At 39.7% G+C, this 17,658-nt stretch carries 13 protein-coding genes; 5 read left to right on the top strand and 8 right to left on the bottom strand.

The genetic code is table 11. The annotated features are described in order from the left end of the window. Positions 1-35: 35 nt before the first annotated feature. Positions 36-1,502 (bottom strand): 4-hydroxy-3-polyprenylbenzoate decarboxylase, encoded by a 1,467-nt coding sequence (gene ubiD / locus J8L71_RS14840; RefSeq protein ID WP_211001216.1) that lies wholly within the window; start codon positions 1,500-1,502, stop codon positions 36-38. A gap of 163 nt (positions 1,503-1,665) precedes the next feature. Next, positions 1,666-1,956: an MliC family protein gene (locus J8L71_RS14835; RefSeq protein WP_211001215.1), complete on the bottom strand. Its 291-nt coding sequence runs from the start codon at positions 1,954-1,956 to the stop codon at positions 1,666-1,668. Between the two features lie 131 nt (positions 1,957-2,087). Between J8L71_RS14835 and J8L71_RS14830 the strand changes: the two genes are divergently transcribed. Then, complete coding sequence (locus J8L71_RS14830) at positions 2,088-2,993, top strand: DUF808 domain-containing protein (RefSeq protein WP_211001214.1); 906 nt, start codon at positions 2,088-2,090, stop codon at positions 2,991-2,993. A gap of 84 nt (positions 2,994-3,077) precedes the next feature. On the opposite strand, the gene J8L71_RS14825 is transcribed toward J8L71_RS14830, so the two are convergent. The 3 genes from J8L71_RS14825 to J8L71_RS14815 all read right to left on the bottom strand — a co-directional run bounded on the left by J8L71_RS14825 (position 3,078) and on the right by J8L71_RS14815 (position 7,735). After that, positions 3,078-4,019 (bottom strand): tetratricopeptide repeat protein, encoded by a 942-nt coding sequence (locus J8L71_RS14825; protein ID WP_211001213.1) that lies wholly within the window; start codon positions 4,017-4,019, stop codon positions 3,078-3,080. Between the two features lie 98 nt (positions 4,020-4,117). Continuing rightward, the gene (locus J8L71_RS14820) at positions 4,118-5,518 is read right to left on the bottom strand and encodes a M20/M25/M40 family metallo-hydrolase (protein WP_211001212.1); all 1,401 of its coding nucleotides are present in this window, start codon (positions 5,516-5,518) and stop codon (positions 4,118-4,120) included. 132 nt (positions 5,519-5,650) lie between these two features. Beyond that, positions 5,651-7,735 (bottom strand): TonB-dependent receptor, encoded by a 2,085-nt coding sequence (locus tag J8L71_RS14815; RefSeq protein WP_211001211.1) that lies wholly within the window; start codon positions 7,733-7,735, stop codon positions 5,651-5,653. Positions 7,736-7,935: 200 nt separating this feature from the next. On the opposite strand from J8L71_RS14815, the gene dbpA reads away from it, so the two are divergent. Then, positions 7,936-9,324, top strand: coding sequence for an ATP-dependent RNA helicase DbpA (gene dbpA / locus J8L71_RS14810; protein ID WP_211001210.1), 1,389 nt, complete (start codon positions 7,936-7,938; stop codon positions 9,322-9,324). 22 nt (positions 9,325-9,346) lie between these two features. Here the strand turns inward: dbpA and J8L71_RS14805 are convergent, their stop codons facing one another. Further along, positions 9,347-9,919 carry a DNA-J related domain-containing protein gene (locus J8L71_RS14805; protein WP_211001209.1) on the bottom strand — a complete coding sequence of 191 codons (573 nt, stop codon included), beginning with the start codon at positions 9,917-9,919 and terminating at the stop codon, positions 9,347-9,349. Positions 9,920-9,995: 76 nt separating this feature from the next. On the opposite strand from J8L71_RS14805, the gene J8L71_RS14800 reads away from it, so the two are divergent. After that, positions 9,996-12,815, top strand: coding sequence for an ATP-binding protein (locus J8L71_RS14800; RefSeq protein WP_211001208.1), 2,820 nt, complete (start codon positions 9,996-9,998; stop codon positions 12,813-12,815). 66 nt (positions 12,816-12,881) lie between these two features. Here the strand turns inward: J8L71_RS14800 and rho are convergent, their stop codons facing one another. Both rho and trxA read right to left on the bottom strand, forming a co-directional pair. Then, positions 12,882-14,141 carry a transcription termination factor Rho gene (gene rho, locus J8L71_RS14795; protein WP_058547681.1) on the bottom strand — a complete coding sequence of 420 codons (1,260 nt, stop codon included), beginning with the start codon at positions 14,139-14,141 and terminating at the stop codon, positions 12,882-12,884. A gap of 181 nt (positions 14,142-14,322) precedes the next feature. Further along, complete coding sequence (gene trxA / locus J8L71_RS14790) at positions 14,323-14,649, bottom strand: thioredoxin TrxA (RefSeq protein WP_002960942.1); 327 nt, start codon at positions 14,647-14,649, stop codon at positions 14,323-14,325. Between the two features lie 91 nt (positions 14,650-14,740). Between trxA and rhlB the strand changes: the two genes are divergently transcribed. Then, positions 14,741-16,018, top strand: a complete 1,278-nt coding sequence (rhlB, locus tag J8L71_RS14785) for an ATP-dependent RNA helicase RhlB (protein ID WP_058547680.1) — start codon at positions 14,741-14,743, stop codon at positions 16,016-16,018. 44 nt (positions 16,019-16,062) lie between these two features. Then, complete coding sequence (gene gppA / locus J8L71_RS14780) at positions 16,063-17,556, top strand: guanosine-5'-triphosphate,3'-diphosphate diphosphatase (RefSeq protein ID WP_211001207.1); 1,494 nt, start codon at positions 16,063-16,065, stop codon at positions 17,554-17,556. The last annotated feature ends 102 nt before the right edge of the window (positions 17,557-17,658 follow it).

Raw genomic sequence — 17,658 nt, 5'->3', positions numbered from 1 at the left:
ACTTTATAGCCTGTTATGTACTTACATATAAACGTTTACAGAATATTCAAGCTTTGCCAAATATCATCTACACGCTCTTTCGTGGCTTTATCCATAACAATAGGTTCGCCCCATTCTCGTGTGGTTTCACCAGGCCATTTGTTGGTCGCATCCATTCCCATTTTTGAACCGAGCCCTGATACAGGTGATGCAAAGTCGAGATAATCAATAGGGGTGTTTTCTATTAATGTAGTGTCGCGTGCAGGGTCCATGCGGGTAGTAATAGCCCAAATAACGTCTTCCCAATCACGCGCGTTAACATCGTCATCGCATACAATTACAAATTTTGTATACATAAACTGGCGTAAAAATGACCATACACCCATCATTACGCGCTTGGCGTGGCCTGGGTATTGTTTTTTCATAGTTACAACAGCCATGCGGTACGAACAGCCTTCCGGTGGTAAGTAAAAGTCGACTATTTCAGGAAACTGTTTTTGTAATATAGGCACGAACACTTCGTTTAGTGCAACACCTAAAATAGCAGGCTCATCAGGCGGACGACCAGTAAAGGTGCTGTGATAAATTGGATCTTTACGGTGTGTTAGGTGAGTCACCGTCATTACAGGAAAGTCATCAACTTCGTTGTAGTAACCGGTGTGATCGCCGTATGGCCCTTCTGGCGCCATTTCGCCTGGCATTATATAGCCTTCAAGCACTATTTCAGCGCTGGCGGGTACTTGTAAGTCGTTAGAGATAGACTTTACTACTTCCGTTTTGCTACCACGCAATAAGCCTGCAAACGCATATTCGCTTAATGTGTCTGGCACAGGTGTAACCGCGCCTAAAATTGTGGCAGGATCTGCGCCTAATGCTACCGATACCGGATACGGTTCGCCTGGGTGTTCTTTACACCACTCTTGAAAATCAAGCGCTCCACCACGGTGTGACAACCAGCGCATAATAATTTTGTTTTTACCTAATAACTGCTGACGATAAATACCTAGGTTTTGGCGTTTTTTGTAAGGCCCTTTAGTAACGGTTAACCCCCATGTAATAAGCGGAGCAGCATCCCCTGGCCAACAATGTTGAATTGGTAGTTTGGTCAAATCAACCTCGTCACCCTCTAAAATCACTTGCTGACAAGGCGCTTTTTTAACTTCTTTAGCTGGCATATTAAGTACTTGCTTAAATACCGGTAATTGTCCTAGTGCTTCTTTAATACCTTTTGGCGGCTCTGGCTCTTTTAAAAAGGCGAGCAATTTACCTACTTCGCGAAGTTCGCTCACATCTTCTTGGCCCATTCCCATAGCTACTCGTTTAGGTGTACCAAACAAGTTAGCAAGCACAGGCATGCTGTGTCCTTTAGGATTTTCGAACAATAATGCCGGGCCTTTTGCACGCAATGTACGGTCGGCTATTTCGGTCATTTCAAGATACGGGTCGATTTCTTGGGTAATGCGTTTAAGTTCGCCTCTTTTTTCCAGCAAATCGATAAAATCACGTAAATCTTTGTATTTCATTATGGGCCGCTATTAAGCAAAAAGTGAAAGTATTATACCCAACTAAATAGCAAATGCATGTGCAGTTATTTAGCAAAGGCGATGGTTAAAGCTCGACTAGTATTACGCAGGTTAATAAAAAAAGGATTAGTACAATAAGACTTTTATAGGCAGCATCACGCTATTACAAGTCAGCGTTTGTTAGTTTACAGCGGTATTTATTGCCAGATACAAATAACATGGCTTCATTCGCCTTTGACCAAAACAACACGCGTTCACTAATGTACTTTACTCCAGAAGCGCTGGGCTCTTTTGTTAACGAATAGGTCTGCTTATTTAAGGTAAGAGTTGCAGCCTCATTTCGAGTTGTTAGCTCTACAGTGTGGTTATTACATAAATAGCGGGTACTCGTAGACTCGTTGTCACAGGCAGATAAAAAAAATATACCTATTAAAACAACCGCGAGTGCTTTCATTAATATCTCCCTGTTTAAGTTTGTCACAAGCTATTACTGCTTTTTATCAGCATAACAAAGCAAAATTAACCGTTGGTGAAAATGTCTGATTAAGCTATGTTGATAGCATTATTTTTTAGCTAGGAAGCAACATGGCAGGTATAAACCTTTTAACTTTATTAGACGATATAACGACCTTACTTGATGACATAGCAACAATGAGTAAAGTTGCCACAAAAAAAACAGCCGGTGTATTAGGTGATGATTTAGCCCTCAATGCACAACAAGTAACGGGCGTGGCTGCAGAGCGAGAGTTACCAGTAGTGTGGGCTGTCGCTAAAGGCTCGTTTTTAAATAAAGCTATTTTGGTCCCCGCAGCGCTATTAATTAGTGTGTGGTTGCCATGGTTAATAACACCGCTTTTAATGATTGGTGGATTATTTTTATGTTTTGAAGGGGCTGAAAAAGTATTCGCTAAGTTTTTACCTCATCATGAAGAAGTAACAAATGAAGGTGAGAAACTTGATTTAGTTGAGTATGAAAAACAAAAAGTAAAGGGAGCTATACGCACTGACTTTATTCTTTCAGCCGAAATTATAGTCATTACTTTAGGCACTGTTACCGGAGCCACTTTAGTTAATCAAGCATTAGTACTTTGCGTAATCGCAATTATAATGACCATAGGCGTTTATGGTTTAGTGGCAGGTATTGTAAAGCTTGATGATGCAGGGCTTTATTTATTAAATCAATCAAAGGTATCGGCTAATAAATTTAAAGAGTTACTAGGCAAAAGCTTACTTGCGGCGGCGCCTCGCCTTATGCAATTTTTAGCCTTTGCTGGCACAGTTGCTATGTTTTTAGTGGGCGGTGGTATTTTATCTCACGGTATTGAGTTACTTCATCATTGGCAGCTAGAAGTCACTAGCATTGGTAAATCTTTATTTAATGGCATCGGTGAAGTGTTAGCACCTCTTATTTTTGATGGCTTGCTGGGTGTAATAGCTGGGTTATGTGTTGTTCTTATTCACGTGACTTATACAAAAACATTAAAAAAATAGCTGTTATGTGAATTTTTTTAGGCTGCGCTTAGCTTTGTATTTGCATTAAAGCGCATACTAATAATTATTTAACCACAATTTAGCTTATTTACATTGGTTGTTTTCACAAAGCTGTTCTAGCTCATATTTAGCTTTGCTATTACCTTGCGCTATTGCTTGCTCATACCAATGTTTTGCTGTTTGCACATTTTTAGTTACGGCTTGTCCGTCTCGGTACATTTGTGCAAGGTTTAACTGCCCCCATTGCGATCCGGCATTTGCTGCAATAATAAAACTCTCAAGCGCATCGCTATACTGTCCGTTTTTAAAATACGTAATGCCTTGTTGGTTATTTTTGTCGAGCTTTAAGCCTTTATATAGGGGTTTTGGTTTAGGCGGAAACATTACAAACCCACCATATAAACTATTCGCTGATGGGCGCAGCACATCGTAAATCACATCGTCGTTATAAAGTCTTGTTACTTCGCTACGAGGCAGCGTAATTTTGTCTGCCGAGAAGTAACCCCTTTGTACCAATAAGCTGGTACGCAGTGCTGTAGTAATGCCGTTATTACGTTTATAGCTGTAGTTACTTACCTGAAAAGTAATAAATTGATCGTCAAAACTTAAAACTTGCGCCACTTTTAAATTGGTTAGCGTTAAGGGTTCGTGTGTGAATTTGTCTGCTTGTACCAAGTAGGTATCGTAGGCTTTAGGGTTATTTAAATACTCTAGTTTTTGTGTTTGTGCATCTAAATACTGTTGATAAAAAAAACAGATAACTAAAAGTATTAAAAAAATCCCAATAAAGTATTTAGGTAAACTGAGTTTTTCAATTAAGGGAAGGTGTTTTACTTGAGTCAGTTCACTGTATCCACAGTGATAGCATTCATGCTTATAGCTTAGCTTTAAAGGAAAGACAGGTATAATAGTAAAACGTAAAAAGCGGCTTTGATTTACTAAATGGTAGGCATCACTTTTACAGTTTGGGCAGCACTGTGTTTGTGTAAAGTGAGGGAAAGATTGACTCGTATTGAAAAGCAACATACAAACACACTCCTTGTTTTACCTAATTAATTTATGTTAACGGTAATCCAAGGAGCGTATTAATTAAAGCTGCAAACTGTAAGTAAGTATGTCTGTTATTACTTATTTTGAGTTTTTGGTTTAATTGTTGTTTTTGCATCTGCTGCCATTAAAGCAAATACCGCGTAGGCAGCTGTATTTTGGCGCAGCTTTGCAGGCGTTACTTTATCGAGCGTATCATCTGCTGTGTGGTGGTAATCAAAGTAGTCGGTACCATCTTGGGCAAGTTCAAATATAGGTGCCGATGTTGCCTTTTTAAGCGGAATCAAATCAGGTCCGCCATTGGCTTGATTTTTACCAATATACTCAACATTTAATGACGCCAGTTCTTTTGCTATAGCACGTACAACAGGGAGTGATGCCGCATCTACATTCGATTCAAACCCGTATACTACATCTGCGCCAAAATCAGACTCAGCAGCTGCAACTATGTTGTGTAAATCGTTTTTATGTTTTGCAAAATAAGCTTTTGCTCCCCAAAGGCCAAGTTCTTCTGCTGCAAAAAGCACAACGCGAATACTGCGCTTAGGGCGTTTTACATCGCTAATATGTTTAGCAGCTGCCATAGTTAGTGCTACGCCAGCACCATCATCTAATGCACCTGTGCCTAAATCCCAAGAATCTAAATGGCCGCCAATTAATACATATTGTTCAGGGTTTTCAGTGCCGTTAAACTGGCCTATTACGTTATAGCCTGTGCCTTCACCTAAATTTTCGGTTTGCACGTTAATGTTTACTGACACGTCTTTGCCTAAGGCTACTAAGCGGGCAATTTGATCCGCATCAGGGTTGGCAATCGTCACGTTAGGTATTTTTTTAACGCCGTCTTTATAGTAACTACCGCCAGTATGAGCAAAACGATGATGGCCGGTACTTACTGAGCGCATCATGTAGGCAACAGCGCCTTTTTTAGACGCCTCTATAGCACCTGTACCGCGTGCTTTTACCGCAGGGCCATAACCATTACCGTCTATATGGCGGTTCATACGGTAATTAATATAGGCTATTTTACCTTTTAAGCTATTTGCTGGGGCTGCGATTAGCTCATCAAGCGTTTCGAACAACACTACGGTCGCTGTAATTCCCTCTTTTGGTGTGCTAATACTGTTACCAAGTGCAGTTAAATGAAGCGGCTGCTCGCTTGGGGTTAGTATTTTTCCGCTTTCGCTGTATCGGCGCCACTCAGGAAAGGTTGCTTCTTCAAGCCATACTTTATCAAAACCAAGTTGGTTAAATTTTGCTTTGGCCCATGCCACTGCTTTTTTATCGTTGTCTGTACCGGGTAAGCGCGGGCCAACTTCAGTAGTCAAAGACTCAAGCAGTTCATAGCTCAAACTGCTATTAAGCGCGGTTGTTCGAAGCTGCGTCACTTGTTTTAATTGCTCAGTGCTAAATTCGGGCTCAGCGGCACTGGCTAAAAAACTGCTGGCCAGCAGTATTGTTGTAATTATTTTATTCATTGTTAACCTTGGCTTGTAAGAGACTTAATAGCTATTAAACCATTAAATACCTTGGTTAAAAAATACAATGAGACAAAATACAAAAAGCCCGCACTTTTTTACAAAGTGCGGGCTTTTTTAACGTATTTAATCTTAAAAATTAAATTGTGCCGCTAGGCGTAAGTTAGTGCCTTCGCCAATAGTTACATTACCATTGCCGCCGCCACCTAAGTAATCAGTATCAAATAGGTTTTCAACGTTAAGGCGAAGATTTATATCTGTATTGCTCATAATAAATTTATAAGTTGCACCCACATCTATACGTGTATAGGCATCTTTGGTAATAGAGTTGTCGTTATCAGCAAAGCGTTCACCTTCATAAAAGGCACCCGCATTAAAAGCAATTGCATCATTTAACTCATAACGAGTCCACAGAGATGCTGACCATTTAGGGGCATCTACAGGGCGTTTACCTTGTAGGTTTTCGTTCGCTCTTTCATAGTTAGCATCTAAATACATAGTTGATGCCATAACAAATAAGCGGTCAGTAGCTGCACCTTGCGCTGCCATTTCAAAACCTTTATGGCGCTGTTCACCAACTTGGTTTGTTTCAGAGGTAATTGAACCGATAGGTGTTTCAAGTTGTTCTGTAACTAAGGTTCCATTTTTACTTATATCGAAAATAGCACCGCTAAGCATTAAGCGCTCATCAAATAGCTGCCATTTAATACCAAGCTCTCTTTGTTCAGAGGTGACAGCATCTATTTTCATACCAAAGTTGATATCTTCTTCGTCAGTAATGGTTTCGTTTTGTGGCTCAAAACCTTCTGTATAACTGGCATAAAGAGTTGCAGATGCATTCGGGTGATAAAGTACGCCGAATTTAGGCAAAAACGACTCGTTATTTTGTCCTTCACGTGTTTGCTTATCAAAGCGACCGCCAACAGACACTTGCCATTGTGGTGAAAAAGTAATTAAATCTTGGGCGTATACACCGTAGTAGTCATATTCAGTTTCGGTTATTGTATCATCTGTTTTATAGCTTATTGATGGACGAGATGGTTCGTCTTGACCTGCTGAATAGTAAAGGTATTCTTCTTCAGGCAGTGCTGTGCGTAATTGCCCGTAGTAGTAATCAAGCGAGTTAGCGCCTACTAATAACCGGTGTTGAATGCCCGCGGTTTCAAACTCACCAATAAAATCAATAAATGCAGTTTTAAATTGCCAATCATCAAAGCGATCGTAAGGGCGAGATTCATAGCTGTCACCTTCAGCAAAGCCATTAGACATGCGAGGTGCTGACTCAAAGCGTTGGCGTTCAAAAGTCTGCTCATTATAACCTAGGTTTACTTGCCAATTGTCAGATAAGAATACGTTAAAATCGATCCCTACGTTTTCTACAGTGATATCAGTAAATGCCCATGACATATCACGAATAGTTTTATCGTCGCCAATAATATTGGCGTTATCATCAATCCATGCACCCGTATCTAGGCCCGCTTTGTCATCTGTACGATCATAATGAACACGTACAAGTGCATTATCGCTAATGTCATAATCGACGACTACAGCGCCTAAAAAGCGGTCTCGCTCTCGGTTTTCACCATTTTGATATTCACGCCAGTAGTCTACATCTTGCTTTACTAATATGCCGCGTGCACGTAAATCTTCAGCTTCTGTTAGTGCGCCGCCAGCATCAATCATAAAGCGAGTTGAACCATGCTGATCAACATCAGCTGAGGCGTTTAGTAACGTTTTCGCCGTTGGTTTTTTTGTTACCATATTCACCAAGCCACCAGGACCTGATTGACCATATAAAATGCTTGAAGGGCCTTTAATAACTTCAACTTGTTGAAGAATCTCGATGGGTTGCTGATAGTGCGACCAATGCTGGTGGCCATCACGTAAATAGCCCGTACCAGATTCTAATTCAAAACCACGAAGGTTAAATACTTCACGGTTACGTTGCTGTGATCCTGCCGTTAAACTTGCATCGTTGGTAAGCACTTCGCCAAGCGTGGTTGCTAATTGCTCGCTAATTATTGTATCGCTAATAACAGTTACTGATTGCGCTGTTTCTAATAATGAAGCTGATGTTCTCATAGCACCATTAGCGTTATCGACTTTGTAGTCGTTGAAGTAGCTACCTTTAACTTGAATTCGCTCTATATCGGCGGGGGCAGCAAAAACGCTTGAGCTTGCAGCTACAAGTGCTAGGTATAAAGAGTTCAGTTTCATTCGTTACATCCAATGTCATTGTGTTAATTTTTTACGGATCTTAATGAAAACTAGTATCATTTTCAACATCCTTATTAACAAGGTTTAACAAGCTATCTGAAAATTGGGTATTAATGGTTGCCCAATATGAATTCTGCTATTATATGGACCATATTTGTGGGCTATGCCCTGTGTTGTTTTTTATTATTTTGGAACTAACTGTGACTTCTACTGCATTTTCATCTTTGGCTTTACCTGCTGGTTTAGTTGATAACTTATCAACACTCGGCTATTCGCAAATGACACCTGTGCAAGCGCAAAGCCTGCCACCTGTACTTGAGGGTAAAGACATTATTGCGCAAGCAAAAACCGGTTCAGGTAAAACGGCTGCGTTTAGCTTAGGTGTATTGGCTAAATTAAACGTAAAACGCTTTCGTATTCAGTCGTTAGTTTTATGCCCAACCCGAGAGCTTGCTGAGCAAGTTGCGGTTGAAATGCGCAAATTAGCGCGCGGTATCCACAATATTAAAATATTAACGTTATGTGGCGGTGTATCAATTGGACCGCAAATTGGATCGCTTGAGCATGGCGCGCACATTATTGTGGGTACGCCTGGGCGTGTAGACGACCACATTAGAAAAGGTACATTACGCTTAGATGATGTTGAAACGTTAGTACTTGATGAAGCCGATCAAATGTTAGATATGGGCTTTCAAGACACCCTTGATGCTATTATCGAACGTATACCGCAAAATCGCCAAACCTTACTATTTAGCGCTACGTTCCCCCGTGCAATAGAAGCTATAGCAAAGCGTGTGCTAAAAAACCCAGAAATGATTAAAGTAGAAGAAGAGCAAGCAAAAAGTACTATCAAACAATACTTCTACAAAATGGATAACAATAAACAGCGTTACCCAACTCTTAAATTATTATTACTTAAATTTACACCGCAAAGCTGTGTTGTGTTTTGTAATACCAAGGTAGAAACTCAACAAGTATGTGACGATTTAGCCGACGAGGGCTTTAGTGCAGTTGCGCTTCATGGTGATTTAGAGCAGCGCGATCGTGAGCGTACACTTATTCACTTTGCTAATAAAAGTGCGTCTATATTAGTGGCAACCGACGTAGCTGCCCGTGGTTTAGATATTGATGATATGGATATGGTGATTAACTACCATTTAGCTCATGATACGCAGACTCATGTACACCGAGTAGGGCGTACTGGTCGTGCCGGTAAAAAGGGCATAGCATGCTCTATTTACGGTGAAGCTGAAGTATTTAAAGTTGCGCAAATTGGCGATCATTACGAGCGTGATATCACGCCAGAACAAATGCCATCATTTAACTTATTAGATAAACCACCGTACCGACCTGAAATGGTTACGCTAATGATTGATTCAGGGAAGAAACAAAAAGTGCGCGCTGGTGATATTTTAGGTGCCTTAACGGGTAAAGATGGTATTGCAGGTCGCCAAGTAGGTAAAATTAATGTGCTTGATAACGTTGCATTTGTTGCCGTGGAGCGTAATTCGTCTAAGCCTGCGTTACGTAAGCTAACAGAAGGCAACATTAAGGGCCGTAAAATTCGTGCTCGTCGCCTTACGCGTTAATTTAAACGACTAAATTAACAGATTAACGAGCAGCTGTTTTAAGCTGCTCGTATTGTAACTTTATTTTTTTAAACTTTTCCGCACAGCCACTTAGTTTGTCGGGGTGGTTTTGCAGCGCAAGTTGTCGCCAGCGTTTTTGCAAGACCTTAAGCGTAAAATCCTCAGGTAAATTCCAATTTAAAATCAGCTCATTGTATTCTTTATCTGTTAATACATGCTTTTTAGGTGTTGCTTTAAAACGATGCCAAAAGCTATTTAACAACTCTTCTACTTGCTGCTCACTCGTGTCGTAATTATCCCAATCTAAATAGTAATCTCGTAAATTATTGCTGGTTGCGAGTAAATGTTTGGCCTCTTTTTCTATAAGCTCGATATGTAAAGTTGAAATAATTAGGTTTTGCGGCTTTAATTGTACCTGTAGTTGGTACAGTGCGTTCATAATTAAAAAGTTACGCTTAAATAAATCGCGCTCAGGGCTTTGATCAAGCGTTGCTATGGCACCTTGATGGGACAACTGCGCAGCTAAAGTATGAACTTGCCAAACTTGCTTTGTTAATATTAGCTCAAAAATCTCATCAATCAGTGGGTTAAGCATTGTTTAGGGCCTAGTAATTGGTGTATCTTCAATAAAGATTACACTGATATAAGTAACGGTTTGAAGGATTAAAATTATGCTGGGCAAGTTTAAGTGCCTCTTATTTACTATATGCTGTGTACTAATGGCTTCAAGCTATGCCCAAAATGCCGACTCGTTATATGCACAATTTAAAGATGAAAAGCAATGGGAGCCAAAATTACAACTGGCTAATACTTTACTTGCCAATCAAAGCCTATCTAAAAAAGAGCGTGTCGCTGTTTACTCTGCATTAGGTGACTCTGCGTTATCGATTGATAATTTTAAAGAGTCTTTACGCTTTTTTAAATTACTTGAGCAGCATACGTCAGATTCATTTTTTCCTGAAGAGCACTTTCGTGCAATAAAAATGCAAGGTGTTGTGCTTTTCTATCAGGGATTATTTCAAAAAGCGATTATCGAATATACTCGCACTCTTGCACTTGCCAAACAAAATGAACAATTATTAGAGCAGGCTAACCTATTTAATAACATTGGTTTAGCTTATTTTAATATGAATAAATTAGGTGAAACACTAGAGTATTATTTAAAAGCTAAAGCAATTTATGAAGAGCATGGCAGCGAGCAAGACCAGACGGATATTTTACTCAATATAGCGGGTGTTTATATTCGCTTATCGCGCTATGACAGTGCATTTAGTTTATACCAAGAAGTGCTTAAAGTTTATAAACGCTTGGGTGATAAAAGTGGAATAGCGCAAGTTTATAATAATATGGGCGTTGCTTATAGAGAGAGTAATCAATTTGACTTAGCGCTTCACTACTATCAATTAGCGTTGAGTTATTATATTTCAGCTAATGATTACAATAAGTTGTCTACACAATACACTAATTTAGCAAATGCTAATCTTATTTTAGAAAAAGTAGATGAGGCATACGAGCAAGCTAAATTAGGAGAGTTCTATGCGCTTAAAATAGATAACCATAATTTAGAGTTGAATGCGCTTCATGCACTAGCCAAAATTCAATTTGTAAAAGGGGATTTAGAACAAGCGCAGGTAAGCTTAGAAAGAGCTATTTTACTCGCTCAGGAATATGGCAGTGAGCGCATAATTAGAGACAGCTATGGGACAAAAGCCCTACTAGATGCGAGTAAAGGTGATTACTCAAGTGCAATGATTCAACAGCAAAAGTATATTAGTGAGCAGCGTAAGCTCAGAAGTACCTCAATTATAAATGCACTAGCTGTTTTACAGCATCAATTCAAAGCCACCCAATTAAATCAAGAAATAGAAAAACTTAAGCAAGATCGCAGAGTACAAGAACTTAAAATGTCGCAGCGCTCTCAGCTTACTTTATTTATATTTTTGCTATTACTTTTAGTTGTTGTTACAGGCATAGCTCTTTCACGACGAGGGGCTGAAAAACGTGCTAAACAACACTTAACGGAACAAGTGGCACAGCGTACTGCAGAGCTACAAGCTACGGCGCAAGAGTTAAGAGAGGCCAATGATGTTAAAAGCCAATTTTTAGCTAATATTAGCCACGAGATCCGCACACCATTAACGGCTATTTTAGGGCAAACAGATGCCTTAATTAATGAGTTGTACGAGCCAGAATCACTTAAAGATGAGCTTAGAGTGATCCAGCGCCATAGCGATCATTTAAAAAGCTTAATTAACGATGTACTTGATTTAAGTAAAATAGAAGCTAACCGTTTAGAGCTAAATATTTCGTGCTTCGATATTGTTGAGCTTATAAACGATGTACACGCTATGTTTTATACTCAAGCTAAAGCTAAGAGCTTGCAGCTTATTTTAGATAACCAAGTGGGTAATGAGTTCTACACTAAGCTCGATCTTATTCGTGTTAAGCAAATTCTTATCAATTTATGTGCTAACGCTATTAAGTTTACTCACTCTGGGCAAATTATTATCGCCTTAAATAAAACAGAGCAAGGGCTGGTTATTATTATAAAAGATACTGGTATTGGCATGAGTTCAAAGCAGCTTAAGCTTATTTTTGAATGCTTTAGCCAAGCCGATAACAGCATTAGCCGTCGATTTGGTGGCACCGGCTTAGGTTTAAGCTTATCGCAGCAACTTGCGTCAATGATGGGCGGTTATATAAGTGTGCAAAGCGAATACAAAAAAGGCAGCCAGTTCTCGTTCTTTTTGCCCTGTGCAGAGGTTGATAAATCACAAAGTGTGGTTGAAAAAAACAAATCGTCTAAAGTTAAAAAGCTACTATCAGGTCGGGTGGTGTTAGCTGAAGATCATCCTGATAATAGGCGTCTTATAAGCCGTTACCTGCGTTCTTTAGGGCTGGAAGTAATTGCGGTTGAAAATGGCGAGCAAGCTGTAGAGCAATGCTTGCAAGAATACCCTGACTTAGTGCTGCTAGATATTCAAATGCCTGTAATGGATGGGCGGGCTGCATTTCAATTACTTAAAAAATGCGGCTTTGAGCAGCCTATATTTGCGTTGACCGCAAATGCTATGAGTCATGAAGTAGATGAGTACTTAGCACTAGGTTTTACTGGTTATTTAGGTAAGCCTATTGATAAAGACTTATTTTATAAAGCGCTGAGTGCGCATTTAGACAGCAACAACAATCAACCTTCATCAAAATACAGTGAAGTTGACATGAGCGATTTGGTTATTAGCTTTAAGCAAAGCTTTGCTTTAGAAAGTGAAACGATTACTCAGCACTTTATTAATGAAGATTTAGAAGCATTACAAAAAGACAGTCATCGTATTTTAGGGGCTGCACAAATGTTTGGCTTAGATGAAATTGCACAAGCGGCTAAAAATCTAGATAGAGCACTGTTAAACAGAGTAAAAAGCAACACCGTAAACGACTTTAAAATACTGGTGGATGAACTACAACATGTACTTAAAAAATACAATGAAAGCTGAGCGGTTCTATATTTAGCGTATAAAAAAAGCGCCTTAGGCGCTTTTTTTTATTCAATTAAAACGCGCTTATTGGCGTCTCATTGAATCAAAGAATTCATCGTTGGTTTTACTCATCGATAATTTATCGATTAAAAACTCCATCGCATCAATCTCTGACATTTCATGAACTATTTTACGCAGAATCCAAAGCTTTTGCAGCTCATCTGGTTTAGTCAGTAATTCTTCACGACGAGTACCTGAGCGGTTAAAGTCGATAGCAGGGAATACACGCTTTTCAGCAATCTTACGATTTAAGTGTAGTTCCATGTTACCTGTACCTTTAAACTCTTCGTAGATAACTTCATCCATTTTAGAGCCAGTATCGATAAGGGCAGTTGCGATAATAGTTAAACTACCACCTTCCTCAACGTTACGTGCAGCACCAAAGAAGCGCTTAGGCTTGTGAAGTGCATTAGCATCAACACCACCGGTAAGTACTTTACCTGATGAAGGAATAACTGTGTTATAAGCACGCGCTAAACGGGTAATTGAATCCAATAAGATAACGACATCTTTTTTGTGCTCAACTAAACGTTTTGCTTTTTCGATAACCATTTCGGCAACTTGCACGTGGCGAGAAGCTGGTTCATCAAACGTTGATGCAATTACTTCACCTTTAACTAGGCGTTGCATCTCTGTAACTTCTTCCGGACGTTCATCAATAAGTAAAACCATTAATGTAACATCAGGGTGATTATGAGTGATTGATTGCGCAATATTTTGCAGTAGCATTGTTTTACCCGCTTTAGGCGGTGCTACTAACAGACCACGTTGGCCGCGGCCAATTGGAGATGCTAAATCAAGTACACGGGCGGTAATATCTTCTTTACTGCCGTTACCACGTTCCATACGAAAGCGTTCGTTTGCGTGTAGTGGGGTAAGGTTTTCAAAAAGAATTTTTGTGCGAGAGTTTTCAGGTTTATCAAAGTTAACTTCGTTTACTTTAAGTAAAGCAAAGTAACGTTCGCCATCTTTAGGTGGGCGGATAAGGCCTGAGATAGAATCGCCAGTACGCATGCTGAAACGGCGAATTTGGCTAGGTGAAACATAAATGTCATCTGGGCCAGCTAAGTAAGAGGCTTCTGATGATCTTAAAAAGCCGAAACCATCTTGTAAAATCTCTAATACACCGCCGCCGAAGATATTCTCTCCGCCTTTGGCGTGGGCTTTAAGAATGGCAAAGATAATATCTTGCTTTCTTAAGCGGGCTACGTTTTCGAGCCCCATGGACTCAGCTAAGTTTACAAGTTCTTTTATAGACTTGTCTTTTAATTCGCGTAAATGCATATTGGTGGGTTCTTTATTACAATTGTCATACTCAAAATCGCTTTGATAGTTGAGTGAGGTTTGTTGAATATAACTAAGGATTAGTTGGCTTTATAAACTAGCAGTTCACTGGCATAGCGTCCAGTCTTTATACAAAATAAACACAAAAAAAGGGCAAAAAGCCCTTTTTTATGGTTTTAACCTAGATATTGTTTTCTAAAAACTCAATTAGTTGAGTTTTAGAAAGTGCACCAACTTTCGTTGCAGCAACTTGGCCATCTTTAAAAAGAAGCAATGTTGGGATACCACGAATACCAAATTTTGGTGGTGTACCAGCATTTTGGTCAATATTTAGTTTAGCAACAGTTACACGGCTGTCGTATTCATCAGCAACTTCATGAAGAATAGGGGCGATCATTTTACAAGGTCCACACCATTCAGCCCAGAAATCTACTAGTACTGGTTTGTCTGATTGTAATACGTCAGCTTCAAAGCTATCGTCAGTAATTTGGATAATTTTCTCGCTCATTGCGCTCTCCGATTTAGTTAGGCGAAATATTTAGTGCGTATTTAAACACTCTTGTTTCTTATTGCAAGTTTAAACGTTATGCTTAAACGCTATGACTAAGACACATTTAACCGATAAAAAGTTTTCAGACTTTGCTATCGCACCGGAAGTGGTTGCCGGTTTAACCGAGAATGGGTTTGAATATTGCACACCTATTCAAGCAAAATGCCTACCTTTTATTTGTGATGGCCGCGATATTGCGGGCCAAGCTCAAACAGGTACAGGCAAAACGTTAGCTTTTTTAACAGCTACGTGCCATCGGTTATTACAATCTAGCAAAGCACCTAGTAAACATCCAAGAGCCCTGATCATGGCCCCAACGCGGGAGCTTGCGATTCAGATACACAAAGATGCTAAAATTTTAGCGCCGCACTGTAATCTTAACTTAGGTTTAGTATATGGTGGCGAAGATTACGAAAAACAACGTGCACAATTAGAAAAAGGCGTTGATATTTTAATTGGTACTACAGGTCGCCTTATCGATCTGTATAAGCAAGGCTGTTACACCCTTAATGAAATTGAGGTAGTCGTGCTAGATGAAGCTGATCGTATGTTCGATTTAGGCTTTATTAAAGATATTCGTTATATGTTCCGTCGTATGCCTGATACAGCGCAAAGATTGAACCTATTATTCTCTGCAACGCTTTCTTATCGCGTGCAAGAACTCGCGTTCGAACATATGACTAACCCCGAACACGTTCAAATCGAGCCAGACGTTAAAACAGGCAAACGGATTAAAGAAGAGCTGTTTCACCCTTCGCAAGAAGATAAAATTAAGCTCTTGTTAACTTTAATTGAAGAAGAATGGCCAGACAAAGCAATTGTATTTGCTAATACTAAGCACAGCTGTGAAACAGTTTATGCGTGGTTAAAAGCTGATGGACATCGTGTAGGCATGCTAACTGGTGATGTTAATCAGAAAAAACGCCAATCTATTTTAGCTCAATTCACTAAAGGTGAATTAGACTTTTTAGTCGCGACAGATGTTGCAGCACGTGGTTTGCATATTCCTGAAGTAAGTCATGTGTTTAACTTTGATCTACCTGATGATTGTGAAGATTACGTTCATCGAATTGGCCGTACTGGTCGCGCAGGTGCCTCTGGCCATGCAATTAGTTTTGCTTGTGAGCAATATGCTTATAACTTGCATGAAATTGAAGAGTATATAGAGCACAGCATTCCTTTATCACATTATGATAAAACAGCATTGCTAGATGATTTAACAAAGCCTACTATTCAAAGAAAGCGCAACTATTCTTCAGGCCCACGTAATCGTAGTAATAACAACGGACGTCGCCCAAATAATAGTTACCAAAAAGGACGGTCGTAATTCGGCCGTTACTATAAGTAGTAGTAACTAGAGGTTTTTGAACGGTGGGGCAACTTATACCGCAAAAAAATGTGTATGCAGTTATTGATTTGGGCTCAAACAGCTTTCATATGCTTATTGCCAAATCAATTGCTGGCGGCCTACAAACAATAGGTCGCGTAAAACGCAAAGTAAGATTAGCAGCAGGGCTTGATAAAGATAACGTATTAAGCACTGAAGCAATGCAGCGAGGCTGGGAATGCCTTGCTCTTTTTGCTGAGCGTCTGCAAGACATTCCAAAGCAAAATATCACCATAGTGGCAACCGCTACACTGCGTTTGGCAACTAATGCCGATGTATTTAAAACTCAAGCCGAAAAAATACTAGGCCACACTATTAATGTTATTAGTGGTGAGCTAGAGGCGAGAACTATTTATAAGGGCGTAGCTCATACATCATCATGTAATGGTAAGCAGCTGGTTATAGATATTGGTGGTGCAAGTACAGAAGTGGTTATAGGTAAGGGCTTTGAAGCACTTCACTATAAAAGCTTAAATATGGGATGTGTTACTTATTTAGAGCGCTATTTTAAAGACTGCAAGCTAAGCACTAGCAACTTTGATGCAGCAATCAAAGCGGCGCGAGATGTAATAGATGATATTGCCGATGAATATAAAGCAACGGGATGGCAAGTTGCTTCTGGTGCTTCGGGTACTGTGCAAGCTATCCAAGAGATTATGGTCGCTCAAAATCTTGATGATCTCCTTACTCTTGAAAAGCTTTACACTATTAAAGAGCAATCTATTGCGTTTAGCACTATTGCAGCACTAGACCTACCAGGTTTAAGTGAAGAGCGTAGGCTTGTGTTTGTATCTGGGCTTGCCATTCTAATCGCGTTATTTGAATCACTTGAAATAGAAAAAATGGGCCTTGCAGGCGGAGCACTTCGAGAAGGTGTTTTGTACAGTATGGTGCCAGAGCTTCACAATAACGATATTCGCAAACGCACTATCGATGGCTTTATGGATCGTTACCATGTTGATCAAAAGCAAGCATATCGTGTTTCGAGTCTTGCAATGCAGTTAGCAGGTAAAATTAACCAAAGCTGGCCCATAGAAAGCTTAAATGGATTGCCCTTGTTAAAAGCGGTGGCTGAACTTCACGAAATTGGATTGCTAATAGAGTATAAGCAGTACCATAAACACACAGCCTATATTTTAGAAAACACAGATATGCCTGGCTTTTCACAATCAGAGCATAAAGTTATTGCAGCAGTAGCTAATGCACATCGTTCAGATATCCAAAAAGGGTGCTTTGATTCGCTAGGAGCTAACAGCATACTTGCGCAGTATTTGGTGCGATTACTCCGCATTGCTGTAATCCTATCAATGCGTCGCCAAGACGACGTGCTACCTAAAATAGAGTTAATTGCTAAAAATGAAGTCTTAGACCTTAAGTTTGAAACTAATTGGTTAAAAGATCACCCATTAATGGCAAGTGAGCTACAACAAGAGTCTAAACAACAAAGTAAGCTCGGTTGGAAACTCATAGTTAACTAGAATAAAAGGCCCGAAAGGGCCTTTTTAGTGTTTAAAGTAATCACTTCGATGTAAAATTGCGCGAACAGTCATTTATTTCAGGTTTTCTTCAAAAAAGGGTTG

The sequence above is a fragment of the Pseudoalteromonas sp. MMG007 genome, assembly GCF_018100985.1.
In the GTDB taxonomy this organism is placed as follows: Bacteria; Pseudomonadota; Gammaproteobacteria; order Enterobacterales; family Alteromonadaceae; genus Pseudoalteromonas.
This window is presented reverse-complemented; position numbering and strand designations above follow the sequence as displayed.

Coding starts and splice junctions, on each gene's coding strand:
- J8L71_RS14805 (WP_211001209.1), bottom strand. CDS start 9,919: ATGCTTAACCCACTGATTGATGAGATTTTTGAGCTAATATTAACAAAG.
- rho (WP_058547681.1), bottom strand. CDS start 14,141: ATGCATTTACGCGAATTAAAAGACAAGTCTATAAAAGAACTTGTAAAC.
- J8L71_RS14815 (WP_211001211.1), bottom strand. CDS start 7,735: ATGAAACTGAACTCTTTATACCTAGCACTTGTAGCTGCAAGCTCAAGC.
- J8L71_RS14820 (WP_211001212.1), bottom strand. CDS start 5,518: ATGAATAAAATAATTACAACAATACTGCTGGCCAGCAGTTTTTTAGCC.
- ubiD (WP_211001216.1), bottom strand. CDS start 1,502: ATGAAATACAAAGATTTACGTGATTTTATCGATTTGCTGGAAAAAAGA.
- J8L71_RS14825 (WP_211001213.1), bottom strand. CDS start 4,019: ATGTTGCTTTTCAATACGAGTCAATCTTTCCCTCACTTTACACAAACA.
- J8L71_RS14835 (WP_211001215.1), bottom strand. CDS start 1,956: ATGAAAGCACTCGCGGTTGTTTTAATAGGTATATTTTTTTTATCTGCC.
- rhlB (WP_058547680.1), top strand. CDS start 14,741: ATGACTAAGACACATTTAACCGATAAAAAGTTTTCAGACTTTGCTATC.
- J8L71_RS14830 (WP_211001214.1), top strand. CDS start 2,088: ATGGCAGGTATAAACCTTTTAACTTTATTAGACGATATAACGACCTTA.
- J8L71_RS14800 (WP_211001208.1), top strand. CDS start 9,996: ATGCTGGGCAAGTTTAAGTGCCTCTTATTTACTATATGCTGTGTACTA.
- trxA (WP_002960942.1), bottom strand. CDS start 14,649: ATGAGCGAGAAAATTATCCAAATTACTGACGATAGCTTTGAAGCTGAC.